Here is a 26367-nt window from a genome sequence, read left to right on the forward strand (position 1 = left end):
TGGACCACGTCAGCCTCCTTGAACTGCCCGGACGAACTCCACCCGGTCGCCCTCCTGTAGCTGGTACTGGCCCCACTGAGAGCCGGGTACGACCTGGCTGTTCACCGCCGCCGCCGACCCGGGCATGGGCTCGCCTAGCAACTCGGCCAGGGTGGTGCCTGCACGCACCTCCCGCAGCTCGCCGTTCACCCGCACCTGCACCGCACGGTCCACGGCTCACCCCCCCTGGAACCGCCGGGGGTCCACAGAGGCCAGCATGTGGTGGTCGGTCCCCTCCACCACGTGCCGGACCAACACGGCGCTCAGCGGCGCCAGCTCCACGCCTTTGCGGTAGTGGCCGGTGGCCACCAGGAGGCTGGCTCTCTCGTCCAAGGGCCCGACCGCGGGCACGTTGTCCCGGATGGCAGGCCGAAAGCCCACTGCCACCTCCCGCAAAGGCATCTCGTCCACACAGGGAAGCGGCCGCCGGCCTTCCCGCAAGAGCTCGTACACGCCCCCGGCCAGCGCCTCGCGCGCCCAGCCCCGTTCCTCCACCGTCGCCCCCAGCACCGTCTCCTGCCATGCTCGCGGGACCACGTAGACCCGCGGCGTCCTGACAACCCTCAGGGAGTCCAACCCCGCGCCCAACCGCAGCACGATCCCGCGCACAGGCCGCACAGGCAACGGGTACACGTCCTGCGGCAGCAGGGAAGCGCTCCAGGCACCCGCGGCCACGGCCACCTTTTCGGCCACCACCTCTTCTCCGCCCCGCAACCGCACGGCCCATCCGCCGTTCCGCCTGCGCACTTCCTCCGCGGGCGAGTGCTCCAGGATCCGCCCGCGGTGTACCTCCACACTGCGCCGGAGGGCCTGCAAGAGCCGCCGCGGGTCCACCTGCCAGTCGTGCTCCAACAGCAGCCCGCCCACCACCGACGGACCTAAAGACGGCTGCAGCTCCCGGGCTTGCTCCGTGGAAAGCCTCTGGGTCTGCAGCCCGAACCGCTTCTGCGCCTGCTCCAGGTGGGCCAGCTCCCGCAGGTCGTCCGCGTCCAGGGCCACCACCACCGTCCCCGACCGGTCGAAGCCCACGGAGACGCCAGACTCCGCCTCCAACCGCGCCACCCACTCCGGGTACATGCGGTGGCTCTCCAGGGCCAGATGAGTGGTGACCTCGGGAGTGGTGTCCGCCTCCGCCGCCGGGGCCAGCATCCCCGCGGCTGCAGAAGCAGCACAGCTATCCCCTACCCGGTCCCGCTCCAGGACCACCACGTCGTGGCCGTGGCGGGCAAGCTCTTCTGCGACTGCCAGGCCGATGATCCCTCCGCCCACGACCACGATTTCTGTCACGCCTGCAGCCCCCCGGAGACTTCGGACGCCCGCGTGGGCGGATCCGGCGATCCCCGCGAGCCCCGGCCGAAAGCGAGTGGCTTGATCAGGCGGGTGAGGGTCAACTGGAGGAACACGTATTGCGCATTCCCTCCGCCGGCATTACCCGGATCAGGTTCTACGGGTATCTCTCAGGCGAGCGAGTCCGCCTACCACCCCGTGCGCTCCAACACCATGGTCCACGAGCCGACGAAGGATTGTCAATCTTTGGGACGCGGGGTAACTGCGCCCCGCCCTTGGCCTACCGCAGTGGGCGGGCTCCCACCGCAGACCGAGGCAGCACGACCCTGACCGCTCGAGGCGGGTATGGCCCTTCGCGCCACGCGGCTCCCGGGCGCTGGCCTCCTTGAGGGCCGCGAGGGCTGCCACGGAGGTGCGCGGAATACTCTCCGGGAGAGCACCAGGAGGCTTTCGTCCGCGGGAGCGAAAGGGGTGAGTGTCGATGACGGTGCTGGTCCTAATCGCACAGCTTGTCCTCGGCATCTACTTCCTGATGGCGGCCTGGAACCACCTCGTGGCCAACCGCCAGGCCTTCGTGCAGTACGCCCAGGCCCGCGGCGTGCCGTCGCCATCGGTCACCGTGCCCCTCACCGGCCTCATGCACCTCGGGGCCGGGCTCAGCCTCCTTTTGGGCTACCAGGTGAAGATCGGCGCCTGGCTCGCGATCATCTTCCTGGTCCTGGCAGCCTTCCTCGTGCACCACTTCTGGACCGACGAGGGCATGGAGAAGATGGCCCAGATGGCCCACTTCACGAAGAACCTGGCGCTGGCGGCCGCGCTGCTCCTGGCGTCGCTGGTGGCGCCTGAGACGTGGGTGATCCGCCTGGGACCGTAGGGGTCGGACGCAGCTCCTCTCCTGTGGTCGAGGTGGCCGACCGCTCGACGCGGGCGGCCCGTGGGCCGTGCCGCGCCTGTAGGTGCTCGACGTCCGCCCATCGCCCCCGGGACCTTTGGCCGTCTCGTATCTTGGGACATCAGCGAGCGCCGCGTAAGCGCTGCTCGCCGTTGAGCGCTACTGGACACAGGTGGAGATCACGCAGGGAGCGTCGCCTGCGCGCACGAACTGCGACGGCGACGGAGTTCCCCAAACGGATGGGGTTCGCCAAAAGGGGGAGACCATGCGCCTGTGCTACCTGGGCGGCGAGGAGCGTCGTCGCTACCTGCAGGACGCCGCGAGTCCGGGGGTGACGGTCGAGACGCTCGACTTTGCGCCGTCGTGGCCGCGGCCGGACGTCATTGAGTCGCTCTACGACGAGGCGCTGCTGGCGCCGTGGACCGTCGAGATGTGCGTGGAGGCCGAACGCCGGGGCTTCGACGCGGTCGTCACGGGCTGCGCCGGCGACCCGGGCGTGGAGGCCGCGCGCGAGCTGGTCCGCATCCCCGTCATCGGGCCGGGACAGGCGGGCCTGTACGCGGCAGCCATGCTGGGCGACCGGTTCGCGGTGCTCTCACCGCTGGAGAGCACCGTGCGGCCGACACGCGCGCTGGTCCGCCACTACGGCCTGGCCGAGAAGTGCGCAGCGGTGCGGTCCGTGGACTGCAGCGTGACGGAGTTGCGGGCGGGCCGACACGAGACCTTCGAGAAGGTGCTCGCGGTGGCCCGCCGCTGCCTCGCCGAGGACGGTGCCGACACGCTGGTGCTGGCGTGCGCGAGCCTGAGCCACCGGTTCGGCGACGCGCTGGCTGCCGCGCTGCCCGTGCCGGTGGTGAACGTGCTCCGGGCGTCGGTGCGCCTGGCCGAGTTCCTGGTGGGCAGCCGCCTGTCGCACTCGAAGGTCGCCTACCCCACGCCGACCGCACGCGGGCACGGCGCGGCGGTGCGGGCAGGAGGTGGCGCGTGACGGCCCGATTGCGCGCGCGTCGCCCCGATGCCGCAGGGCACGACCTCCTGGCGCAGGTGTCGCTGCCCCGCATGTGGCGCGACCTCGAGGTCCTGTGCAGCATCGACCGCACCTCGGGCACCGCGGGCGAGCGGCGGGCCATGGACTACATCGTGCAGCAACTGCGCGCCGAGGGCATCCGCGTCGAGGTGCACGAGTTCGATGCGTACCTGAGTTACCCACGGGAGGCCCGCATCGAGGTGCTCGCTGGCGAGGGGCTGCCGCGCGAGATCGCGGCGAAGACGCGCGCGTTCTCCGGCACGACCCCGCCCGAGGGCATCACCGCCGAGGTCGTGTACGTGCCCGGCGGGGTCGACCTGTTCCGTGACACCGAGACCCACCGGCGGCTGGAGGCCGGCGCCATCGCCGGCAAGATCGTGCTCTCCGAGGCCGGCAGCCGGCGCAACATGCAGACCGCCCAGGAGCGCGGGGCGGTGGCCTACCTGCACACCTGGCCCAGCGACGAGGACGCAATCCACGAAGGGATCGTCTCGCCCGTCTGGGGCGCGCCGACGCCCGAGGTCGTCCACGCGTTCCCCCGCATCCCCATCCTGAGCATCACGAAGGCCAGCGGTGAGGCGCTGCGCGCCGCCCTGGCCCGGGGCCCGGTGCGCCTGCGGGTGCACAGTCGCGTCGAGACCGGGTGGCGGCCGGTGGTGTTGCCGGTGGCGCACGTGCCGGGCCGCACCGACGAGTTCGTGCTGTTCTCCGGGCACGTCGACTCCTGGCACCTGGGTGCGACCGACAACGCCACGGGCAACGTGGTCACCATGGAGGTCGCGCGGATCCTGCACGGCGCCCGGGCGCGGTTGTACCGGGGGGTGCGCTGGGCGTTCTGGCCGGGGCACTCCACCGGGCGGTACGCGGGCTCGACCTGGTACGCCGACCGCTTCTGGCACGAGCTGGCCGAGCGCTGCGTGTTGCACATCAACTGCGACTCGCCGGGTGTCGTCGGCGCGACCGTCTACGACCCCATCACTGCCACGGCCGACGTGGCCGGCTTCGGCACCGCGCTGGTCCGGGAGCTCACCGGGCAGACGGTGGGCTGGGAGCGGCCCGTGCGGGCCGGCGACCAGTCGTTCTGGGGCGCAGGCGTGCCGTCGCTGTTCATGGGCCTGTCGCTGCGGCCCCCGGGACAGCGCTGGCACGTGGGCGGCTCGGGCCTGGGCTGGTGGTGGCACACCGAGGCCGACACGCTGGACAAGGTCGATCCCGAGGTCCTGCGCCGCGACGCGCAGATCTACCTGCTGGCGGCCTACCGGTTCGCTGCAGTCCCCCTCCCGCCCCAGGAGGTGGCGCCCGCCGTGGACGAGTTGCGGACCGTGGTGGCGGCGTTGCAGCGCGACGTGGGCGATCGGTTCGACCTGACGCCGGTGGCCGCGGCCCTGGACGGCCTGGCGCAGCGGGCGCGCCGGTTCGACCGGATCGCCGCGGCCACCGCGCGCGCAGGCGGCCCGCCGCGCCGTGTCGAAGCGCTGGTGCGTGCGCGGCGGGCCGCCATCCGGGCGCTGGTGCAGGCGGGCTACGTGGCCGGCAGCCCTTTCGACCACGACCCGGCGGTGCCGCAGCGACCGCTGCCCGCCCTGGCCGATGCGCAAGACCTGAAGCACCTGGACCCGGCGTCGCACGAGGCGCGGCTGCTGGTCACGCGTCTGGGGCGCCGACGCACCCAGGTCGTCCACACGCTGCAGGCCGCCGCGGCCGCCCTGGACGCGGTGGTGGGCAGCGACCGATCTCGTCGGAGGTGAAGCACATGCATCCGATCCGTCGTGTGACGCTCCGGTTCGCCCCACTGGTGGTGGCGGCTGTCGCCCTGGCCGTGGCCGGCAGCGGGCTGCCGGGCGCCGCGCAGGCGCGCGGCGGGACGTTCACGCTGCCGATCATCGACAACGCCCGCATGTGGCCCATCGTGGGCGGCCTCCCCAACATCCTGGTCAACAAGGTGCTCTACAGCACCCTGGTCAAGTACGACCCCAACAACTGGCAGCCGGTGGGCGACCTGGCGGAGCGGTGGACCCTGGGCGACGACAGGCTGACGTGGACCTTCACCCTGCGCCGCAACGTCACCTGGCACGACGGCCAGCCCTTCACGGCCCGGGACGTGAAGTTCACCATCGAGCGCCTGTGGCTGAACCCGCAGGTGCCCTTCTTCCAGCGGGGCAACGTGAGCGAGATCAGCCGCGTGGACATCGTCGACGACTACACCGTGCGCATCGTGACCAAGACGCCGTTCGCCACGCTGCCGGTGATGCTGGGCTACCTGGCCAACATCCTGCCCGAGCACATCCTGGGCCGCTACACCGTCGACCAGCTGCGCAACCCCGTGGAGTTCCTGCGCAACCCCATCGGCACCGGGCCGTTCCGGTTCGCCGAGGCGGTGCTGGGCTCCCACGTCCGCCTGGTGGCCTACGACCGGTACTTCGGCGGCCGGCCGCGGCTCGATGCCATCGTCTTCCGCGTGGTGGCCGACCTGGAGCAGCAGCTGGCGCAGCTGCAGACCGGCCAGCTCGACCTGATGATCATCGAACCCCACCAGCTGAGCCTGGTGCAGCGGATGCCCAACGTCCAGGTGATCGACGCACCCCAAGTCAACTACACCTTCGTGGCCTTCAACCACAAGCTCGAGCCGTTCGGCGACCGCAAGGTGCGCCAGGCCCTGACCCACGCGGTGGACCGCAAGGCGATCCTGGACAAGATCTACCAGGGGAAGGGCCGCCTGGCCACCGGGCCCATCAACCCGCTGATCAGCTGGGCGTACACCGACAAGGTCCACCAGTTTCCCTACAACCCCGAGCTGGCCAACCGCCTGCTGGAGGAGGCGGGCTGGACACGGGGGCCCGACGGCATCCGGCGCAAGGGCGGGCAGCCCCTGAAGATCACCATCGACGTCGACCGCGGCAACCCGGTGCGCGAGCAGACCGCGGTGGTGACGCGGCAGTACTGGCGCGACGTGGGCGTGGACGCCGACGTGCGCGTGAGCGAGTTCAACGCCCTGCTCTCGCGCATCCGGTCGCGGCCCAACCCGCTGCAGACCTGGACGCTGTGGTACATCACGCCGCCGGAGGCCGACATCCTGGCCTACTACCACACCCAGGGCACCCTCAACGAGTTCGGCTACGCCAACCCCGAGCTCGACCGCCTGCTGGAGGCGGGCCGCGCGACCTTCGACCTCAAGGAGCGGGCGAAGATCTACCACCAGGCCCAGAAGTTCATGGCCTGGGACGCGCCGGTGATCTACCTGGTCTACCCCCACGAGCTGCAGGCGATGAACCGCCGCGTGCAGGGGTGGGTGAAGATGGGCTACCGGGACGCCCTGACGCACATGACGAACGTCTCGATCGGACGCTGAGCCGCGCCCCGCGCATGGTGGTTGCGGACATCGACCACGGCGCCCGGGGCGCATGCCTCGATCGGGCGCTGCGGCACGCCCTCCTGCCGTGAGCCGTTACCTCCTGCGCCGGGCGCTCCACACGGTGATTTTGCTGGTGGTGGTCACCGTGGTGGTCTTCGCCATGGTCACCCAGGCCCCGGGCGGGCCGTCGATCCTGCTCGACCGCAACATGGGCCCCGAGGAGCTGGCGCGGATGCGGGCGCTGCTGGGCCTGGACCAGCCCGTGCACGTGCAGTACGTGCGGTGGCTGGCCCAGGTGCTGCGCGGCAACCTGGGCGTCTCCTACCAGGCCGGGCTGCCGGTGCTGGAGATCATCCTCCAGATGCTGCCCAACACGCTGCTGCTGTCGGCGGCGAGCCTGGCCCTGGCGCTGGTGGTGGCGATTCCGGCGGGCGTGCTCTCCGCAGCCCGGCCCTACTCGGCGGTCGACCACGCGGTGACGACGCTCTGTTTCTTCGGCATCTCGGTGCCCACGTTCTGGTACGGGCTGATGCTGATCGTGCTGTTCTCCATCGTGCTGGGCTGGTTGCCGCCGGGCGGCATGCACACCCTGGGCGGCGAGCGCTCGGCGCTGGACGTGGCGCGCCACCTGGTCCTGCCCGCGGTGGTGCTCGGCACGGCCAACATGGCCCTCTTCGCACGCTACACGCGCTCGGCGACCATGGCCGTGCTGCGCCAGGACTACGTGCGCACCGCCCGCTCGAAGGGGCTGCCCGAGCGCAGCGTGCTCTACCGGCACGCGCTGCGCAACGCCCTGCTCACGGTGGTGACGGTGGTGGGCCTGCAGCTGCCGCGTCTGGTGGGAGGCGCGGCGATCACCGAGACCGTCTTCGCCTGGCCCGGCATGGGCAGCCTGGCCGTGCGGGCCGCGTTCGAGCGCGACTACCCCATGATCATGGGCATCACGCTGGTGATCTCGGCGGTGGTGGCGGCCAGTACGCTGCTGGTGGACGTGCTCTATGTCTACCTGGACCCGCGCATCCGCTACGACTGACCGCCTGCCGCCGGCGCAGAGGGCGCGGATGGCCCGGAGGGTCCGTCCGCGCGCCGCCAGCGCGGGCCGTGGCCCGGCGCGCGGTGGCGACGCGTGCAGGGCGGCGCGTGCCCTCCGTGCCACTGGCGGCCCGAGCCGGTGCGGCGCCGTGCGTCCGGGGCCGCCCGGCGCGGACGCACGGCGTGGGGAGGCGGGCTAGCCGTGGAGTGGCGCCTTCCGCGCGCTGCGCCGGTGCCCGCCCTGCCCCGGACGCGCACGCCCGCCAGCCGCATCGTGGCGCGCTTCCGGCGCAACCGCCTGGCGGTGGCGGCGCTGGGCGTGCTGGTGGTGATCCACCTGGCCGTGGCCGCGGCACCCTGGCTCGCGCCCGGCGACCCGGAGGCGATCGCACTCGGCGAGCGGCTGCGGCCGCCGGGCCGCCCTTACTGGCTGGGCACCGACGAGTACGGCCGCGACGTGCTCACGCGGCTGCTGTACGGGGGCCGGGTCTCGCTGGCCGTGGGGCTGGCGTCGATGCTGGCGTCGATGGTCATCGGCGTGGCGGTGGGCGCCGCGGCCGGCTACCTCGGCGGGGTCGCCGACGTGGTCCTGATGCGGATCACCGACGGGATGCTGGCGGTGCCGCTGTTCTTCGTGGCGCTGCTGGCCCTGGCGATGCTGGGGACGACCCTGCTGAACCTGGTGGCGGTGATCGCCCTCACGTCGTGGATGACCGTGGCCCGGGTGGTGCGCGCCGAGGTGCTGCGCACGCGCACGCTGGAGTTCGTGGTGGCCGCCCGCGCGCTGGGGTGCAGCGGGTGGCGCATCCTCACCCGCCACGTGGTGCCCCAGTCCATCCCCTCGATCACGGTGGCCGCCACCCTGGGCGTGGCGTACGCGGTGCTGCTGGAGACGTCGCTCTCGTTCCTGGGCCTGGGCGTGCAGCCGCCGGCGCCGTCGTGGGGCAACATGCTGTCCGGGGCACGGGCCTACCTGCGCACGGTCCCCGGGCTGGCGGTCTTCCCGGGCGTGATGATCTTCATCACGGTGCTGTGCTACAACTGGTTCGGCGATGGCCTGCGCGACGCCATCGACCCGACCCTCGCCGAACGGTGAGCCCCGCGGGCCGGCGCGACGCGACCGGCACGCCATGGCCTGGACGCTGGCGACGAGACTGCCGAGACGAGGTGCGCGATGCGTGAACCGATCACCATCGCCCTGACGGGCGACCTGATGCTGGAACGCCCCATCACCCCGGCGGGCGGCGGCCGCTCGCCGGGCAGCGCCGCGGTGTGGGAGGTCTTCCACCAAGCCGACCTGGTGTTCGTGAACCTGGAGGTGCCGCTGACGACGCGCGGCGCGCCGGCCGACAAGCACGTGGCGTTCCGCGCCGACCCCCAGCTGGCGGGCGAGCTCCGGGCGGCGGGCATCGACGTGGTGACGCTGGCCAACAACCACATGCTCGACTACGGCCCCGAGGGGTTGTTCGACACGCTGGAGGCGCTGCAGCGCGTGGGCCTGCCGGCGGTCGGGGCCGGGCGCACCCTGGCCGAGGCGCTGGCCCCGGCCGTGCTGACCGCCCGGGGCGTGCGGGTCGCGTTCCTGGGCCTGGCCTCGACCCTCCCGGTGGGGAGCGCCGCCGCCCCCGACCGGCCGGGCATCGCGCCGGTGCACGTCACGACGCTGTACGTGGTCGACAGCGCCGGGCTGGACGAGACGCCCGGCAAGGCGCCCTACGTCGAGACGCGGTGCTGGCCCGGTGACGTGGAGGCGGCGGCCGAGGCGACCGCACAGGCCAAGCGCCAGGCCGACGTCGTGGTGGTCGGTGTGCACTGGGGCGTGCCCCACGGGTTCGTCGCGGCCTTCCAGAGCCCGGTGGCCGCCTACCAGCGACCGCTGGCCGAAGCGCTCATCGACGCCGGCGCCGACGTCGTGGTCGGCCACCATCCCCATGTGCTGCACGGCATCGACGCCATCGGGGGGCGGCCCGTCTTCTACAGCCTGGGCAACTTCCTCTTCCACTCGGTGACGCCGGGCCGGTTCCCCGTGTTGCGGCGGCCCGACCCGCCCTATTCATGGAAGAGCCTGCGCTCGCCGGTCAACCTCGACTCGGTGATCGCCCTGGTCACCTGCGACGCCGGCGGCGTGCGCGACGTCGAGCTCGTCCCCGTGGTGATGAACGCCGAGGGCGATCCCGAGCTGGCCACCGGCACCGATGCGGCGCGCATCCTGGCCAGCCTGGCGGACCAGTCGGCACCCTACGGCGTGACGATCACCGTCGTTGGCGACCGCGGGCGGGTGGCCCTGCAGCCGGCCGGGGTGGCGCGGTGAGCCCCATGGACGTGACCATCGTCGGTGCGGGCGCCATCGGCGGCACGCTCGGCGCCTACCTGGCGCGGGCCGGGCATGCCGTCACCTTCGTGGATGCGGCCGCCGACCACGTGGCGGCCATCAACGCCCGCGGGCTCACCATCGAGGGCCAGCGGGAGACGTTCACCGTGCGGGCGCCGGCGCTGCTGCCGGCGCAGCTCCGCGGGCCGCTGGGCATGGTGTTCCTGGCGGTGAAGACGATGCACACCGAGGTGGCCACGGCGCAGATCGCCCCCCACCTGGCGCCCGACGGTGCCATCGTCTCGATGCAGAACGGCTTCAACGAGGAGCGCATCGCCGCCATCGTGGGCCCCGCGCGCACCATCGGGGCTTTCGTCAACTTCGGCGCCGACTACCAGGAGCCCGGGCGCATCCTCTACGGGGGCGGGGGCGCTCTGGTGATCGGGGAGCTGGACGGGCGGATCACCGACCGGGTGCGGGCGCTCGTGGACGCGCTGCGGACGGCGTTCCTCCCCCACACGCAGGCCACCGACAACATCTGGGGCTACCTCTGGGGCAAACACGCCTACGCCGCCATGCTCAAGGCCACCGCGCTGGTCGACGCGCCTATCGCGGACGTGCTGGCCGATCCCGGCGCGCGGCCGATGCTGGCCAACCTCGCGGCCGAGGTCCTGGCGGTCGCGGCGGCCGAGGGCGTGCGGCCCGAGGGCTTCGACGGCTTCGAGCCCGACGCGTTCGTGTTCCCGCCGCGCCGCGATCCCGCGCGCCTGGCCGCCAGCCTCGACCGGCTGGTGGCGTTCAACCGCGCGTCGCTCAAGGCCAAGAGCGGCGTCTGGCGCGACCTGGCGGTGCGCAGGCGCAAGACCGAGGTGGCGTGGGTCGTCGGCGAGCTACGCGCGCGGGCCGGCCGCCACGGGCTGCACATCCCGCTGGTCGAGGCCGTGGGCCAGATGATCGGCGAGATCGAAGCCGGCACGCGCCAGATGTCGTGGGACAACATCCGCCAGCTCGAGGCCCTCAACGCACGCGTGTACGGTCCGGACGCCACCGCGGGCGGCCCGGCCCGGGCAGCGGACCCGTCGGAGCGCACCGCCGGTCGTCCGGGGGGCGGTCCGCCGACCGCGCCCGCGGCAGGCGCAGGCACCGCGACCGCTGAGGCGGCTGCTGCCGGGGAGGCGACCGACGGTGTATGAGCCCGGGGCGTTTGCCGAGCGGGTGGTGCTGGTCTCGGGCGCGGCCCACGGCATCGGCCGCGGCATCTGCGAGGCGTTCGCGCGCCACGGCGCCCAGGTGTGGGCCACCGACGTCCTGGCGGCGGAGCTGGAGGAGACCGTGCGCCGCTGCCGGGCCGCAAGCGGGCGCGCCGAGGGACGGGTGCTGGACGTGACCGACGCGGCGGCCGTCGAGGCGCTCGTGGCCGACATCGGTCGCATCGCCGGCGGTGTGGAGATCCTGGTGCACGCTGCAGGCGGCGTGCAGGGCCAGGTGATGCAGCCCGTCGAGCGCGTCACACCCCAGCAGTGGCATGCCATCGTGGACGCCAACCTCACCGGGGCCTTCCACCTGGTGCGCGCCGTGGTGCCCCAGATGAAGGCCCGTGGGTTCGGTCGCATCGTCACGATCTCGTCGGGCGCCGGGCGCTCGTACAGCCAGACCGGCATCCAGGCCTACGCCAGCGCCAAAGCCGGGCTGATCGGCTTCACCCGGCAGATCGCGCGCGAGCTGGGCGCGTTTGGCATCACCGCCAACTCGGTGGCGCCCGGGTTCGTGCTCTCCAACCCGGCCTCGATCCGCCAGTGGGAGGACCTGGGGCCCGAGGGCCAGCGCCGGTTCTTCGACGCGCTGGCCGTCAAGCGCCTCGGCGAGCCCGAGGACATCGCCTTCGCCGTGCTGTTCTTCGCGTCGCCGCGCGCAAGCTACGTCACGGGACAGACCCTGAGCGTCGATGGCGGCCGCTGGATGCTGGGATAGCGCAAGCCGGCGCCGGGCAGCGCCGGCTGCGCGGGCGGCGTGTAGCGCTGCGGGAGCGTGTCGGCAGGCGCCCGGCGGCCCGCGAGGACCGCATGGCGCACGGGTACGCGCACAACGTGATCCAGGAGGACGACGATGCCACGGACGAGCACTGCGAACCAGATCCCCTTCGACCAGGTCCGCGCCGACCGCCTGATGGCCGACACCGAGGCGATCGCGCGGTGGGTGCGGCTGTCGGGCACCCCGGAAGAACTGGAGGCGGCGCGGTACGTGCAGGCCCAGCTGCGGCGGGCCGGATGCCGCACCCGGCTGCTCATGCACGACGCGTACATCAGTCTGCCGGGGCCGGCGGCCCTGACCGTCACCGCCGGCGGCGGGGCCACCGACGTGCCGTGCATCACGCACTCCTTCGCCGCGCCCACGGGCCCGGCGGGATTGGAGGCCGAGGCGGTCTACGCGGGCGGCGACCCGACGCGCTTCGCAGCGGCCGGGGTGGCGGGGAAGGTCGCCGTGGTCGACGGCCTCGCCAGCCCCGGCGTGATCGCGGCCGCGGAGCGGGCCGGCGCCGCCGGCGTGGTGTGCCTCAACCACGACCCGCACGTGCACGAGATGATCGTCTCGACGGTCTGGGGCAGTCCGCCGCCAGACGCGCTGGACCGGCTGCCGAAGATCCCGGTGGTCTCCGTGGCCGGCCGCGACGCCGGCCCGGTGCGCGAGACGATCCGCCGTGGCGGCGCGCGGGCCCGGCTGGTCACCGAGGTGCAGACCGGCTGGCGGACCACCCCGCTGGTGCTCGGTGACCTGCCCGGGGCGGTCGAGGACACGTTCGTGCTCTTCTCCGGGCACCTCGACTCGTGGCACCGCGGCGCCATGGACAACGGCTCGGCCAACGCCACGATGCTGGAGATCGCGCGGATCTTAGGCCGCGTCCGCCGCTATCGGGGCGTGCGCCTGGCGTTCTGGTCGGGCCACTCGCATGGCCGCTACTCGGGCTCGACCTGGTACGCCGATCACTTCTGGCACGAGCTCGACGCGCGGTGCGTGGCGCACGTGAACGTCGACTCGACCGGCGGGCTGGGCGCGGTGGTCAACCGCCACGCCTACGTCATGCCCGAGGCGCGGGCAGTGGTCGAGGCGGCGGTCCGCGCGGTGGCCGGCGGGCGGTTCGAGGGCGCGCGGGTCACCCGCATGGGCGACCAGTCGTTCCTGGGCATCGGCATCCCGTCGCTGCTGATGGATATCTCCGAGCAGCCCGGCGACTCGCCCCACGCCAGCCGCGACTTCAGCGTCTTCTCGGGCGGTGACACGGGCGGGCTCGGCTGGTGGTGGCACACGACCGAGGACACCCCCGACAAGATCGACCCCGCCCTGCTGGTGCGCGACTGCAAGATCTACCTGGGGGTGGTCTACACGCTGGCGACGGCGCCGGTGCTGCCGTTCGACTACGGCGCGACGGCCCGCGTGTGGCTGCAGGCGCTGCAGGCCGTCTCCGACGGCGCCCGGCGCTGGGTGGACCTGCGGCCCGCCCTGGCCGAAGCCCGCCGGCTGGCGCGGGCTGCGGTCGCGCTGCGGCGCCGCGCCGCAGCAGCAGCCCGTGCAGGCGACCGTCGCGCGGTGCGCGCGGTCAACGAGGCGCTGATGGCCATGGGGCGTGCGCTCATCCCGGTGGACTACACCCAGAGCGGGCGCTTCGACCACGACCCGGCCCTGACCCCCAAGGACCCGCCGCGGCTGGCCGCGCTGCGGGCGCTCGGGCAGGCGTCGGGCGACCAGGCCAAGCACCTGGCCGTGCGCGCCATCCGCGACCTGAACGCCATCCGCTACGCGCTGGGGCAGGCGGCCACGATCGCCGAACGGGCAGCCGCGGCGGCCGCGCCTGGCGCCCGGCGTGTCGCCCGGCGGCGCTGACCGCGACGCGGCACCAGGCGCACCGTAGCGTCCACGGCCGCCCCCAGGCGCACGCGCCGCCCGCGCAGTCAACCGGAGCGGCGTCCCGCAGCCAGGACCGCGTGCCCGCGACGTGGCGGCGACGACCGCGGCGGATTCACTCGGTGGGCGATCACCCCTCGGGGACCCCCACCGCCAGCAACGGGTCGCCAGGGTTCGTGGCGGGCGTCGTCACCACGAACAGCACCACGCCCGACGCCGGGCTGGTCACCTCGGTCAGCGGCCGACCGAACCAGTCGCGGATCTCGCCGACGAGCGCGCCGGCCTCCACGCGGTCACCGACGCGCACCCGGGGGTAGAACAGCCCCGCGTGCGCCGAGCGGATCCAGGGGAACGCGACGATCCGCACGGGCGGCCGCACCGGCGCGGGCCGGCCCCGCAGCACCCCCAGGTGCTTGAGCACGTTGGCCACGCCCCGGGTGTGCACGCGCACCATCGCGGGGTCCAGCACGCCCTGGCCGCCGGCTTCGGGCAGGATGGCCGGGATGCCCGCAGCGGTCGCCGCGGCGTAGGCTGCGCCGTCGACGACGCCGTCCACGATGTGGCGGATGCCGAACGCCTCGGCCATGGCGCGCGCACGTGCCGCGACCTCGGACGCAGCGCCGCCGTGGTAGAGCGTGAAGGGCAGCAGGGCCTCGTTCAGGTCGCCGCCGTGCAGGTCGATGTAGGCGTCAGCGCGGGCGATGGCGGCGGTGAAGACCGCGTGGGCGATGCGCTCGGAGGCGGTGCCCTCGGGCGCGCCCGGGAAGACGCGGTTGAGGTTCTTGCCGTCCAGGGGACAGACGTAGATCGCGCGCGCGGCGAACGCCGGCGGGTTCGTGACGGGCACCACCACCACGGTCCCCCGCAGCCGGTGCGGGTCGAGGGCCTGCACGGTGCGGATCGCGGCCTCGATGCCCACGTACTCGGCGCCGTGGATGCCCGCGGTGATGCACACCGTCGGCCCCGGCCGGCGGCCGTGCAGCACCGCCACGGGCAGCGCCACGTCCAGCCCGGGGACCGGGATCGTGCCAAACGCGCGCTGGCCGCGCGGCGCGACGGCGGTACCCACCGTGTAGGTGTCCATGGATGCCTCCGTGCCGTGATGTCGTCTCGCCGCCAGCCCCGGGCCGCCCTACACCCGCAGCCGCGGGTCCAGCGCGTCGCGCAGGCCGTCGCCCAGCAGGTTGAAGCCCAGCACTGCCAGCGCGATGGCCAGGCCCGGGAACGTGGCGATGTGCGGGGCCAGCAGCAGGAAGTCGCGGCCGGTGCTGACCATCAGCCCCCACGACGGGGTCGGCGGCTGGACGCCCAGCCCCAGGAACGACAGCGCGGCCTCCAGCAGGATCGCGCTGGCCATGTACAGCGCCGAGTAGACGATCACGATCGAGATGCAGTTGGGCAGGATGTGGCGCACGACGATGCGCAGCGTCCCGGCGCCCAGCGCCCGCGCGGCCGCCACGTACTCCTGCTCCTTGATGGACAGCACCGACCCGCGGATCACCCGGGCGAAGCCGGGCGTGGCCCAGATGCCGACAGCCAGGATCGTGTTCTCCAGGCCCGGCCCCAGGGCGCTGACGATGGCGATGGCCAGCAGCAGGTACGGGAACGCCAGCAGGACGTCCAGCGCCCGCATCAGCGCCTCGTCGACGCCGCCGCCGAGGTAGCCCGCCAGCGTGCCGAGCAGCGTGCCCAGCGCCAATGCGATCAGCACCGACACCACGCCCACCAGCAGCGCCACGCGGCTGCCGTAGATCAGGCGGCTGGCGATGTCGCGGCCGAACTCGTCGGCGCCCAGCAGGTACTTCGGGCCGGGCGGCGTGCGCTTGTCCTCCAGGACCTGACGCGCCGGATCGGCCGGCGCGAGCCAGGGCGCGAAGACCGCCGCGATCACCAGCAGGCTGACGATCACCAGCCCGGCGAGCGCAAGCCGGTTGCGCCGGAAGCGCCGCCACGCCGCGCCCCCGGCCGAGACGTAGCCCGCCGGTCGGGCCGCCGCTCCCGCCGCCACTGCTTCGGCGACGGCCGCGTCGTCGGCGCGCGGGCGCAGGCTCACGCCACCCACCCCGGGTGCCGGACGCGCGCACGCGCCGGACGGGCGTGCGCCGGCGTGCAGGCCGCCCCCGCGTCGACCTGCGGGCCGGCAGTGCGCCGGCGCGCGGCGTCTGTGGCCACGGCCACCCGGCGGTCGCACCCGCACCCGCTCATCGGTACGTGATCCTGGGGTCCAGCGCCGCGTACGAGAGGTCGACCAGCAGGTTGATCACCACGAACGTGACCGCCAGCACCAGGACGCCGCCCTGCAGCAGCACGTAGTCGCGGGCGAAGATGGCGCGCACGAGCATGCGGCCGATGCCCGGCCAGGCAAACACCGTCTCGGTCAGCACCGCGCCGCCCAGCAGCTGTCCGGTCTGCAGCCCCATGACCGTCACGACGGGGATCAGCGCGTTGCGCAACGCGTGGTGGACCAGCACCCGCCGCTGGCCAGCCCCCTTGGCCCGCGCCGTGCGAATGTAGTCCTCGCGCAACACCTCCAGCATCGTCGAGCGGGTCATGCGCGCCAGCATGGCGATCGTCGGGGTCGCCAGGGTGACGGCGGGCAGCACCAGGTGCAGCCACGTGCCGCGCCCGCCCGCCGGCAGCCAGCCCAGCCACAGGCTGAAGACCACGATGAGCACGATCCCGGTCCAGAAGATCGGCATCGAGAGCCCAAACAGCGAGACCACGCGCACCAGGTTGTCGAACAGCGAGTAGGGCCAGCGCGCCGACAGCACGCCGAGCGGAATGCCCACGGCCGTGGCCAGCGCCAGGGCGGCGAGGCCCAGCTGCGCGGTCGCCGGCCAGACGTCGGCGATCTCCTCGTTCACCCGCCGCCCTTCCCGAATCGACCGGCCCAGGTCGCCCTGCGCCAGGCGCCCCAGGTAGCGGACGTAGCGCACGGGCAGGGGCTGGTCGAGGTCCAGCGACTTCCGCAGCCGCTCCACCATCTCCTGGGTCGCGCCTTCCCCCAGCATCAGCGCGGCCGGATCGCCCGGGATCAGGTCGATGGTGGCCATGATGAGCAGCACCACGCCCAGCACGACCGGCACCGCGGCCAGGAGTCGACGGACGAGGAAGCGGGTCATGGCGGGCGCAGGACGTGCAGCGGCTCAGGTCACGGCCCGGTGCGGTCGGCCGGCCCACAGCGTGGCCGCGCTGTGCCGTGGCTCCACCCACATCGTGACCACGCCGTGCGGTGGGCCGATCCACATCGCGGTGACTCCGGTGACCGGCACGGGACGGTCGGAGCGAACCGGGCGCCCGCAGCGCGGGGTACTCGGGGTGCCCGAGGAATATGGCCGGTAGGCCCCAGGGGGGCGGGGCCGGCCGGCCCCGCCCCGTACGGGCTACCTTCCCCGACCCGCCCCCACGCTGTGCGCGGCCCCGCCCCGCGCCGTGCGCGCCTCACCCGGCAGGCCGCACCCGGGCATCGCCTCAGCGCTGGATCCAGATGTACGCGAACCCCTGGTTGTACTCGATCGGGTGCGGCACGAACCCCTGCACCGCCGCCTTCATCACCGCGATCTCCTTGGTGGTGTAGAACGGCACGAACATGATGTCGCGCGCGATCAGGTCCTGCGCCCGCCCGTACAGGGCCTGGCGCTCGGCGGGGTCGAGGCTACGGCGCGCGGCGTCCACCAGCCGGTCGAACTCGGGGTTGACGTAGCGCCACGTGTTCCACCCGCGGGGCGGTGCCTGGTCCGAGCGGAACATGGGCAGCAGGCTGTAGTCGGCGTCGGCCGTGGTCGTCACCCAGCCCAGGGTGAACAGGTGGTAGTCCAGCGTCGCGGCGCGCACGGTGGTGAAGACCGTCGCCCACTCCAGGAACGAGATCTCCAGCCGCACGCCGATCTGCCGGAGCTGCGCCTGGTAGGCCTCGGAGATCTCGGCGTCCTTGAAGTAGCGACCGCGCGCCGAGATGAGCGTCAGGACCAGCGGGATGCCCTCGCGCTGCATGATCCCGTCGGGCCCGGGCCGGAAGCCCGCCTCCTGCAGCAGCGCGCGGGCCCGCTCGGGGTTGTAGGGGTAGAGCGTGTCGAGCCCCATGGGCTTGTAGCCGAAGACGCCGGGGGCGAGGATGCCGTCGGCGGGGCTCGCCGCGCCCTCGAGGATGTTCTCGAGAATGGCCTTGCGGTTGGCGGCCATGACCAGGGCCCGGCGCACCCGCACGTCGGACAGCGGCGGGCGGGTCAGGTTCATGCCGATGAACACCACACGCAGCCCGGTCGCCTCGGCCACCGTGAAGTTCGGGTCGCGGCGGAACGCCGGCAGCTGGGCGGGCGCCGGCACCAGGACCATGTCCACCTCACCGGTGCGCAGCGCGATCATCCGGGCCGACTCCTCCGGGATCACGCGGAACACGATGCGGTCGAGGTAGGGCTTGGGGCCCCAGTAGTCGTCGTTGCGCACCACCGAGATCCGGTCGTTGGTCCGCCACTCCTCGAACTTGAACGGCCCGGTCCCCACGGGCCGGCGGCTGAACTCGGCGCCCAGCCGCTGCACGGCCGTGGGGCTGACGATGCCGGCGTAGACCATGGCCACGCTGTAGAGCAGGGGGGCGTAGGGCTCGGTGGTCACGATGTCGACGGTGTGGTCGTCCACGACCTCGGCCCCCTTGATCGGCCCGGCCAGGCTCGCCCAGCGCGCGGGCGTGCGCGGGTCGAAGGCGCGGTCGAAGGTGAACTTCACGGCTGCCGCGTTGAACGGCGTGCCGTCGTGGAACCGCACGCCGCGCCGCAGCGTGAAGCGGATGCGCGTGGGCGACATGACCCGGTAGCCCGTGGCCAGCACCGGCCGGATCTTCATGTCCGGGCCCATGGTGACCAGCGGCTCCAGGATCATCTGGTAGATCCACGCGCCCGGTGCCGTGGTCTCGAAGTGCGGGTCGAGCGACACGGCGTCGACGGGGCGCGCGATGGTGAGCGTCCCGCCGCGGGTCGGGCTGGCCGGGCCCGACAGGACCGGAGGGGCACCCACCATCACGGCCAGGGCCAGGACCAGCAGTCCCACGCGGACTCGTCGCATGCGTACGTCACCTCCTGGGTCGATGCAGTCGGTACCAACGACGCGCCGCACGCTGTCGGCACATATCGAGTGCTGCTGAACTTGATCGCGTACGATAGCGCCCCTGCGGCGCGCAACGGACTCTTGTTCGCGCGCGCAGGGCGTTTCCCTGCGGGATGGCGATGGCACCGGGGTCACTCGCCGAGCTCGGTCCGCCCCGGCCCGCGGCTGCCCTGCCGCTGCCAGCGTGCACCACCCGCGCAAAGTCGTCGACGGCCTGCGGGCCGGCCCGCAGGCCACCAAACCACCTGCGCCCGCACCCGGTCGCCGCGACCCGCCGCGATCGGGCGCCGTCATCGGCCTCCGGGCGACGACCGCGCCGGCGCGCCCAGCGCGGCCAGCACCTCCTCGGTGTGCCCGTCGACCTTGACCTTCGGGAAGATGTGCGCGATCCGGCCCTCTTCGTCGATGATGAACGTCGTGCGCTCGATGCCAAACCCCAGGCGCCCCGCCAGCGTCTTCTCCTTCCACACGCCGTAGGCGGTCACGATCTTGCGCTCGGGGTCGCTCAGCAGCGGAAACGGCAGGCCGTACTTCTGCTTGAACCGCCGGTGCGAGGCGACGCTGTCGGTGCTCACGCCCAGCACCACGGCCCCCCGCGCCTGGAGCGCCGCGTAGTGGTCGCGGAAACTGCAGGCCTCGCGGGTGCACCCGGGCGTGTCGTCCTTGGGGTAGAAGTAGAGCACGACCTTCTTCCCCCGGAAGTCGGCCAGCGAGACGGTCTCGCCGCTGTCGGTCTGGGCGGTGAACGCCGGTGCGCGATCTCCCACCTTGAGCATGGTCCTCCCTCCCGTCGAGCGCGCGGCCTTCCGACCGTACCTAGGCCGCACGCCGGAGCACGTCCTCCAGGGCCGGTCGCAGCTCGGGCCACCGGAACACGAAGCCGACCGCCTCCAGCGTCGCGGGCCGGACGCGCTGGCTCGCCAGGATCGTCTCGTCGGCCATCGCGCCCAGCACGAGGCGCAGCGCGACCGCCGGGACGGGCAGCACCGCAGGCCGGCGCAGCGCCGCGCCCAGCGCGCGGGCGAACTCGCGCTGCGTCACCGGCGCCGGACTCACAACGTTCATGGGGCCGTCGAGCGCGGGCACACGCAGCGCCGTCAGCACCGCGCCCACCACGTCGTCCAGGTGCACCCAGCTCCACCACTGCCGCCCACTGCCCAGCGGGCCACCGAGCCCCAGGCGGAAGGGCAGCAGCAGGGGCGCCAGCACGCCCCCGCGCGGCGCCACGACCAGCCCGAAGCGGGTGCAAACCACCCGCACGCCGTACGCCCGGGCGCGGCGCGCCTCGGCCTCCCACGCCTGCACGAGGTCGGCCAGGAAGCCCCGGCCCGGATCCGAGGACTCGGTGAGGACCTCGTCGCCGCGGTCGCCGTAGTAGCCGATGGCCGACGCCGACACGAACACCGACGGGCGCGCGTCCAGGCGCCCGATGGTCTCCACCAGCAGGCGGGTGGCGCCCACGCGGCTGGCCACCATCTCATCGCGGGCGCGGCGGGTCCAGGGCCAGCGCGCAATGGCCCGTCCCGCCAGGTTGACCACGGCGTCTGCCCCCGCCAGCGCCGCGGGGTCGAGGCCCCCGCCGGCCGGGTCCCAGGAGACCTCGTCCGGCGCCGCCGGCGCGCGCCGCACCAGGCGCTGCACCTGGTGGCCCTCCGCCCGCAGCGCCGCCGCGACCGCGCGGCCGATCAACCCCGAGGCACCGGCCATCATCACGCGCATGGGTGCCGCTCCATCGCCAGGTCGTTACGAGAACACGTAGGTACGGGAGTACGTCGGTACGGGCGCCTCGGTGCAGACGCCTGGGCACGAACGCATCGGCACGAACACCCCCCACCCGGCGGCCCCGGCGCGCGTCTGCCGGTCAGTGTCCTCTCGCGCTACTGCGTGTGTTCAGCGCTCCCCTCCGGCAGTGCCAGGTCGTGTGCCGGCCGGTCACCGTGCCGTCCACGCGGGCATCGGGTAGATCGGCGTCGCCACCCGCGCCTCGGGCGGCCACACCGCCACGACGCGCTGGTTCTGGATCTGGATGGGCACCGAGGTGCCCCGGACGTTCTTGCCCTGCTCGTTCCAGCCGATGGGACCCCAGAACGTCCGCGGCGCCAGGGACAGCAACGCCTGCCGGACGGCCTCGCCGTCGATCCTGCCCGCGGCCTGCAACGCCAGCTGCAACACGAGGCCCGCCATCGTCCCCGAGGCGGTGTGGTAGCCGGGCGTGTACCCTTTCCACCGCTCGATCGCCGTCGCGTAGTCCGCCGCGCAGCCAAACGGCGGGTCACCGCAGTACTTCAGGGTGGGCAGCCACCACTCCGACCCGTAGATGTAGTTGGCGTCGGCGCCCAGCGACCGGACGAAGTCGGGGATGGCTGGACCGGCCGTGAAGCCCATGATCCGCGGCGCAAACTGCAGCTCCTTGGCCTGCTTGGTGATCAGCAACGCGTCCTGGAACAGCGTCGTCGCCAGGAAGACCTCGGGGTTGAGCGCCTTGACCTGCGTGAGAATCGACGACACGTCGGTGGCGTTGGCCGGGTACCGCTCCTTGAAGACCACCTGGAACCCCCGCTGCTCGGCGTAGCGCGCCGCGCCCTCCCCTGCCGCGATGCCGAACGGATCGTCGCGGATCATGATGGCCATGCGGGTCGGGCGCGGTGTCGCCGCCGCGGCCATGTCGATCAGCCCCCGCAGGTAGGTGCTGGCGGGCGGCAGGATGGAGAAGATGTAGCGGTAGCCGCGTTCGTAGATCGTGTCGGCGTTGGCCTGGGGCGCGATGGTCACCACCCGGTAGCGCTCGGAGATGGTGCTGGTGGCCTGGAAGATGGCGCTCGAGAACGGCCCCAGCACGAACGCCACCTTGTCGTCGGTGATGAGCTTCTCGGTCAGGCGCGCCGCCGTCTCCGCCTTGGACTCGTCGTCGTAGTACTTGATCTCGACCCGGTAGCGCTGGCCACCGATAGTGATGCCGCCGCGCTCGTTCACGGTGCGCACCCAGAAGTCGTAGCCGTCCTTCACGAAGTTCCCTTCCCGCGACACCGGCCCGGTGAGCGCGATGGCCGCCCCGAGCCGGAGGACCGGCTCCTGGGCCTGTGCCCGGCCGGCACCCGTGGCTCCCAGGGTGACGAGCGCGGCCACAAGGAGCAGCACGCCGCCGGTCGCCACGCGCGCGTGCCATCGCGAAGCCCACCCTGTTGCCCTCGACATCCGCATAGGTGTCCCTCCTATCCGTGGGGTCCCACGTTGTGTACTCTGCCAGGACCTGGTCCATCCTGCCGGCCACGCCTCTCCGCCTTTCCGCCCCCCCTTCCTGCCGCTAGATGCCAACGAACGACTCGCGCACCCGGGCGTCGGCGAGGAGGTCGGCGCTGGGGCCGGTCAGCGTGATCGCGCCCGCCTCCAGCACGTAGCCCCGCGCCGCGATGCCCAGCGCCGTGGCCACGTCCTGCTCGACCAGCACCACGGCGATGCCCTGACGGTGGATCGCGTCGATGGCCTCGATGAGCCGGTCGACGACGATGGGCGCCAGCCCCAGCGACAGCTCGTCGATCAGCAGCAGCCGGGGACGCGCCATCAGCGCCCGCCCGATGGCGCACATCTGCTGCTCGCCCCCGCTCAACGTGCCCGCCAGCTGGTCGCGCCGCTCGCCCAGCACCGGGAAGAGCGCCTCCACCCGCTCCAGGTCGTCCGCGAGCACCGACGGCGGGCTGCGCCGCAGGAACGCTCCCATGAGCAGGTTCTCACGCACCGTCATGCCGGGAAACAGCTGCCGGCCCTCGGGCACCATGACCAGCCCCGCCGCCACCCGCTGGTGGGCTGGCCGTGTCGTGATCTCCTGGCCGTCGAACCAGATGCTGCCCATCCGCGCGGGCAGCAGCCCCGCCAGCAGGCGCAGCAGCGTGGTCTTCCCGGCACCGTTGGCCCCAATGAGGGCCACCGCCTCGCCCGCGGCCACGTGCATGGTGATGTTCCACAGCACCTGCACGCTCCCGTAGCCGCCACCCAGCCCCCGCACGTCCAGCAGCGTCGGGCCGGTCACGATCCGTCACCCTCTCCGCCCCACCGCCGGTGGACTCCCGCCCCCGGCCACACCAGCGGCGCACAGCCGGTCATCGCGCATCGCCCTCCCCACCGTGGTCGCGCGGCGTCGCTCCGGGCTCCGTGCCGGCGGGGGGCGCGTCGGTAGGCGATGCGCCCGCGCGCGCTACGTCCTCGCGCGGCGCCCCCGCGGCCCGGCGGGCGTATCGCTCGCCCAGGTAGGCACCGATGACGGCAGGGTCGGCGGCCACCTCGGCTGGCCGCCCCGTGGCAATGGGCTTCCCGTGGTGCAACACCAGCACCCGGTGGCAGAGGGTCATCACCACCCGCATCATGTGCTCGACGAGGATGACGGTCACCCCCTGGCCGTTGATCCGGCGGACCAGGTCCATCACCTCGAACACCTCGCGGGGCAGCAGCCCCGACATGACCTCGTCCAGCAGCAGCAGCTGCGGCGCCGCGGCCAGCGCGCGGGCCAGCTCCAGCCGCTTGCGTTCGCCGGTGGTGAGCGTGCCGATCTCGTCGTCGGCGCGCTGCTGCATGCCCACCCACGCCAGCACCTCGTCGGCCCGGACCAGCGCCTGCGCCATCGACAGGTGGCGGGCGGGGTTGCCAAACCGCGCGCCGATCGCCACGTTCTCCCGCACCGTCATCCCGACGAAGGGCCGCATGATCTGGAACGTGCGCGCGATGCCCAGCCGCGCCACGCGGTGGGGCGGCAGGCCGACGAGCGGCCGTCCGCGGAAGGAGAGCGTGCCCGCGGTGGGGGTATCCAGCCCGCTGATGAGGTTCATCAGGGTCGTCTTGCCCGCCCCGTTCGGGCCGATGACCCCGAAGATCTCGCCCTCGGCCACGGTGAAGTCGACGCGGTCGACGGCCACGACGCCGCCGAACCGCCGTGTGAGCCCCTGGGCCTGGAGGATCATCGCTCTCGTCCTCCGTGCGTCGGCAGCGACGCCACGCCACCCGATCCCCACCCCCAGGCGCGGGGGATCGGGCCGATCGCCCTTGCGGCAGGGAGCAGCGGCGTAGCCCCCGTCATCCGCAGGCTCCTTCGGTGCCGCGAGCGACGTGGCCGGCCGCAGGCGTGCGGCGGTCGTGGGCGCTCTTCATCCGCCGCCTCCTTCGGCACCGCGCGCGACGGCCCACGCCGGCGCGCGCCGCCAGCGCAACCCGCGCAGCGTCGGCACCACCCCGCCGGGGAGGAACAGCACGATGAGCACCATGGCCACGCCGAAGACCGCCAGGTGGCCGTGCAGGAACCGGCTCCAGACCAGCACGCTCAGGATGTGGAGGGCGAACGCGCCGACCAGCGGGCCGGCCACCGTGCCCGGGCCGCCCAGCAACATCATCATGAAGTACTCCGTCCCCATCACGACGTCGAACACGATCCGGGGCTCGATGAAGCTCTGCCAGATTGCGTAGACGCCGCCGACGAGCGCGGTGCAGGCCGCGCTCAGAGCCCACGCCGCCACCTTGTACAGCATGGTGTTGACGCCCATGGCGGCGGCGGCTTCCTCGTCGGCCTTGAGCGCCCGTAGGCCGTAGCCCAGGCTGCCGCGCGCGACGAGGGCGGCCACGCCGGTGTAGGCGAGCATGAGACCGAACATCACGAAGTACATGACGAGGGAGAAGACGCGGGGCTCGATGCGCACCAGCGGGATGTTCATGCCCGCGCCGCCGCCCAGGGCGGCGACGTTGGTGACGAGCTCGCGGGTCCCCTCCATCAGGCCGATGGTCGCGATCGCGAAGTAGTGCCCCTTCAGCCGGAGAATCGGCACGCCCACCGTCGCCGCCACCACCGCTGCCACCGCCGCCCCGGCGGCCACCGCCAGGGGCAGCGGCACGCCGTGCTGCATGGCAAACCCCGTGGTGTAGGCGCCCAGCCCGAAGTAGAGCACGTTGCCGAAGTCGGCGCGGCCCCCGAACCCGGCGATGAGGTTCAGGCTTTGGGCCAGCGCCGCGAACATGAACGTGCTGGTGAGGATCCGCAGCCAGTAGCCGCTCAGCCCCCACGGCACGGCCAGCGCCGCGGCCAGGGCGACGCCGAGGACGAGCCACACGACCACCCGTCCGGCGACACGCCTGTCGTGCCGCCCGATGACCATCTCGCCGGCGGGATTCCCGCGGCGCAGGCCCGTGGCAGTGCCCGCGGTGCCGTTCCCAGGGCCGCCCGTCGGTGTCCGCGCGGTCATCCGCACCCGGTGCTCCCTCACTTCACCTCGGCGAAGAATTTCTTGCCGAGGATGCCCTCGGGGCGCAGCACGAGCACGAGCAGCAGCAGCGCGAACCCCAGCGCCTGCTGGTACGAGGGCCCCAGCACCGCCGCCCCCAGCGACTCGGCCAGCCCGAGTAGCAGGCCGCCCACGAGCGCCCCCTGGACGGTTCCCAACCCGCCCAGCGTGGCGATGACGAACGACTTGCCGATGAAGGTGTTGCCCATGAACGGCGAGATCGTGATCACCATGGCGAGCATCGAGCCCGCCGCGCCCGCGAGGGCTGCGCCGATGCCGAACGTCACCGCGTAGATCTGGTGGATGTCGACCCCGCACAGCTGCGCCGCCTGGCGGTTGAGCACGGTGGCGCGAATGGCGCGCCCCATGCGGGTCGCGGTCAGGAACAGGTGCAGGGCGGCGATGAGTGCCAGGGCAATGGCAAGGATCGCCAGCCGCTGGTAGGGGATGACCAGACCGCCGAGGCTCAGGCCGCGTCCCGCGTAGGGCGGCGTCACCGACCGGTAGTCGGCCGAGAACGCCAGCAGCGCCGTGTCGATGAGGAACAACGAGAGGCCGAACGTCAGCACCAGCGTCATGAACACGCCGTGGGCGATGACCCGGTTGATGAGCACCCGCTGTATCACGTAGCCCACGACGAACAGGGTGAGCATCGCGATCGGGATGGTGAGGAACGGGTCGAGGCCAAAACGCGAGAACAGGAAGAAGGTGACGTAGGCGCCCAGCATGACCGAGGCGCCGTGGGCGATGTTGATGATGTTGAGCACGCCCCACACCAGGGAGAACCCCGCGCCGACGGCGGCGTAGATGCCGCCCAGCAGGACGCCGTTCACCAGGACTTGGGGAGTCACGGTCCGCCGTCCCTCCTCCGGAGGACCCACACTCAGGACCCACACGCCCGCCCGACGCCCGGTCCGCGAACCGCGCGCACACGCTGCCGCAACGATGCTGTCCCCGGGGCGTGCGACGTGTCGCCTTCTCTTCGGCGCGACCCGCTGGCAGCCCTGCGCAAGGATGACGCGCCAGGCCGCCTGCTCCGACATTGGCGCCTTCGGCAGCCCTGCGCGGCGGTGACAACCATCCGTCCCGTCACCCCACGACGATCATGTCGTCGCCAGCGGCCCTGCCGCGCCTCCACGGGAGGGCGAGGCCGCATGAGGCCAT

23 protein-coding genes and 1 riboswitch are annotated in these 26367 nt (G+C 72.9%); of the genes, 10 read left to right on the forward strand and 13 right to left on the reverse strand.

Features of this window, described 5'->3' with window-relative positions; all coding sequences use genetic code 11:
* Positions 1-9: 9 nt before the first annotated feature.
* Positions 10-213: a sulfur carrier protein ThiS gene (gene thiS, locus QN157_00915; protein MDR7554144.1), complete on the reverse strand. Its 204-nt coding sequence runs from the start codon at positions 211-213 to the stop codon at positions 10-12.
* A gap of 3 nt (positions 214-216) precedes the next feature.
* Positions 217-1326 carry a glycine oxidase ThiO gene (gene thiO / locus QN157_00920; protein MDR7554145.1) on the reverse strand — a complete coding sequence of 370 codons (1110 nt, stop codon included), beginning with the start codon at positions 1324-1326 and terminating at the stop codon, positions 217-219.
* A gap of 109 nt (positions 1327-1435) precedes the next feature.
* Positions 1436-1535: riboswitch (TPP riboswitch) on the reverse strand.
* Between the two features lie 272 nt (positions 1536-1807).
* On the opposite strand from thiO, the gene QN157_00925 reads away from it, so the two are divergent.
* The 10 genes from QN157_00925 (at position 1808) to QN157_00970 (ending at position 13819) form a co-directional block, all read left to right on the forward strand.
* Positions 1808-2200: a DoxX family protein gene (locus QN157_00925; protein ID MDR7554146.1), complete on the forward strand. Its 393-nt coding sequence runs from the start codon at positions 1808-1810 to the stop codon at positions 2198-2200.
* 283 nt (positions 2201-2483) lie between these two features.
* The gene (locus QN157_00930) at positions 2484-3206 is read left to right on the forward strand and encodes an aspartate/glutamate racemase family protein (protein MDR7554147.1); all 723 of its coding nucleotides are present in this window, start codon (positions 2484-2486) and stop codon (positions 3204-3206) included.
* A complete protein-coding gene (locus QN157_00935; protein ID MDR7554148.1) occupies positions 3203-4993 on the forward strand; it encodes a M28 family peptidase in 1791 nt (596 codons plus the stop codon). Before QN157_00930 ends, QN157_00935 begins: the two co-directional genes overlap by 4 nt.
* A 5-nt stretch (positions 4994-4998) precedes the next feature.
* Entirely contained in the window at positions 4999-6594 is a 1596-nt protein-coding gene (locus tag QN157_00940; protein MDR7554149.1) for an ABC transporter substrate-binding protein, read from the forward strand.
* Positions 6595-6682: 88 nt separating this feature from the next.
* Positions 6683-7630 (forward strand): ABC transporter permease, encoded by a 948-nt coding sequence (locus QN157_00945; protein ID MDR7554150.1) that lies wholly within the window; start codon positions 6683-6685, stop codon positions 7628-7630.
* A gap of 201 nt (positions 7631-7831) precedes the next feature.
* Complete coding sequence (locus QN157_00950; GenBank protein MDR7554151.1) at positions 7832-8725, forward strand: ABC transporter permease; 894 nt, start codon at positions 7832-7834, stop codon at positions 8723-8725.
* Positions 8726-8803: 78 nt separating this feature from the next.
* Positions 8804-9940, forward strand: coding sequence for a CapA family protein (locus QN157_00955; protein MDR7554152.1), 1137 nt, complete (start codon positions 8804-8806; stop codon positions 9938-9940).
* A 5-nt stretch (positions 9941-9945) separates the two neighbouring features.
* The gene (locus QN157_00960) at positions 9946-11133 is read left to right on the forward strand and encodes a 2-dehydropantoate 2-reductase (GenBank protein MDR7554153.1); all 1188 of its coding nucleotides are present in this window, start codon (positions 9946-9948) and stop codon (positions 11131-11133) included.
* Positions 11126-11911, forward strand: coding sequence for an SDR family NAD(P)-dependent oxidoreductase (locus QN157_00965; protein ID MDR7554154.1), 786 nt, complete (start codon positions 11126-11128; stop codon positions 11909-11911). Before QN157_00960 ends, QN157_00965 begins: the two co-directional genes overlap by 8 nt.
* 135 nt (positions 11912-12046) lie before the next feature.
* Positions 12047-13819 carry a M28 family peptidase gene (locus tag QN157_00970; GenBank protein ID MDR7554155.1) on the forward strand — a complete coding sequence of 591 codons (1773 nt, stop codon included), beginning with the start codon at positions 12047-12049 and terminating at the stop codon, positions 13817-13819.
* Positions 13820-13970: 151 nt separating this feature from the next.
* On the opposite strand, the gene QN157_00975 is transcribed toward QN157_00970, so the two are convergent.
* The 11 genes from QN157_00975 to QN157_01025 all read right to left on the reverse strand — a co-directional run bounded on the left by QN157_00975 (position 13971) and on the right by QN157_01025 (position 26054).
* Entirely contained in the window at positions 13971-14924 is a 954-nt protein-coding gene (locus tag QN157_00975) for a succinylglutamate desuccinylase/aspartoacylase family protein (GenBank protein MDR7554156.1), read from the reverse strand.
* A 48-nt stretch (positions 14925-14972) separates the two neighbouring features.
* Positions 14973-15893 (reverse strand): ABC transporter permease, encoded by a 921-nt coding sequence (locus QN157_00980; protein MDR7554157.1) that lies wholly within the window; start codon positions 15891-15893, stop codon positions 14973-14975.
* Positions 15894-16041: 148 nt separating this feature from the next.
* A complete protein-coding gene (locus QN157_00985; protein ID MDR7554158.1) occupies positions 16042-16962 on the reverse strand; it encodes an ABC transporter permease in 921 nt (306 codons plus the stop codon).
* 349 nt (positions 16963-17311) lie between these two features.
* Positions 17312-18901, reverse strand: a complete 1590-nt coding sequence (locus QN157_00990; protein MDR7554159.1) for an ABC transporter substrate-binding protein — start codon at positions 18899-18901, stop codon at positions 17312-17314.
* Positions 18902-19233: 332 nt separating this feature from the next.
* Positions 19234-19719, reverse strand: coding sequence for a thioredoxin-dependent thiol peroxidase (gene bcp / locus QN157_00995; protein MDR7554160.1), 486 nt, complete (start codon positions 19717-19719; stop codon positions 19234-19236).
* A 40-nt stretch (positions 19720-19759) separates the two neighbouring features.
* Positions 19760-20662 carry a TIGR01777 family oxidoreductase gene (locus tag QN157_01000; protein ID MDR7554161.1) on the reverse strand — a complete coding sequence of 301 codons (903 nt, stop codon included), beginning with the start codon at positions 20660-20662 and terminating at the stop codon, positions 19760-19762.
* Between the two features lie 213 nt (positions 20663-20875).
* On the reverse strand, positions 20876-22096 hold the full coding sequence (locus tag QN157_01005; GenBank protein MDR7554162.1) for an amino acid ABC transporter substrate-binding protein: 1221 nt from the start codon (positions 22094-22096) through the stop codon (positions 20876-20878).
* A 151-nt stretch (positions 22097-22247) separates the two neighbouring features.
* Complete coding sequence (locus QN157_01010; GenBank protein ID MDR7554163.1) at positions 22248-22970, reverse strand: ABC transporter ATP-binding protein; 723 nt, start codon at positions 22968-22970, stop codon at positions 22248-22250.
* A gap of 70 nt (positions 22971-23040) precedes the next feature.
* Positions 23041-23895, reverse strand: a complete 855-nt coding sequence (locus QN157_01015; protein MDR7554164.1) for an ABC transporter ATP-binding protein — start codon at positions 23893-23895, stop codon at positions 23041-23043.
* Positions 23896-24078: 183 nt separating this feature from the next.
* Positions 24079-25164 carry a branched-chain amino acid ABC transporter permease gene (locus tag QN157_01020; GenBank protein ID MDR7554165.1) on the reverse strand — a complete coding sequence of 362 codons (1086 nt, stop codon included), beginning with the start codon at positions 25162-25164 and terminating at the stop codon, positions 24079-24081.
* Between the two features lie 17 nt (positions 25165-25181).
* Positions 25182-26054: a branched-chain amino acid ABC transporter permease gene (locus QN157_01025; GenBank protein MDR7554166.1), complete on the reverse strand. Its 873-nt coding sequence runs from the start codon at positions 26052-26054 to the stop codon at positions 25182-25184.
* Positions 26055-26367: the final 313 nt, after the last annotated feature.

Source organism: Armatimonadota bacterium, from assembly GCA_031459855.1.
Lineage (GTDB): Bacteria > Sysuimicrobiota > Sysuimicrobiia > Sysuimicrobiales > Humicultoraceae > Fervidifonticultor > Fervidifonticultor primus.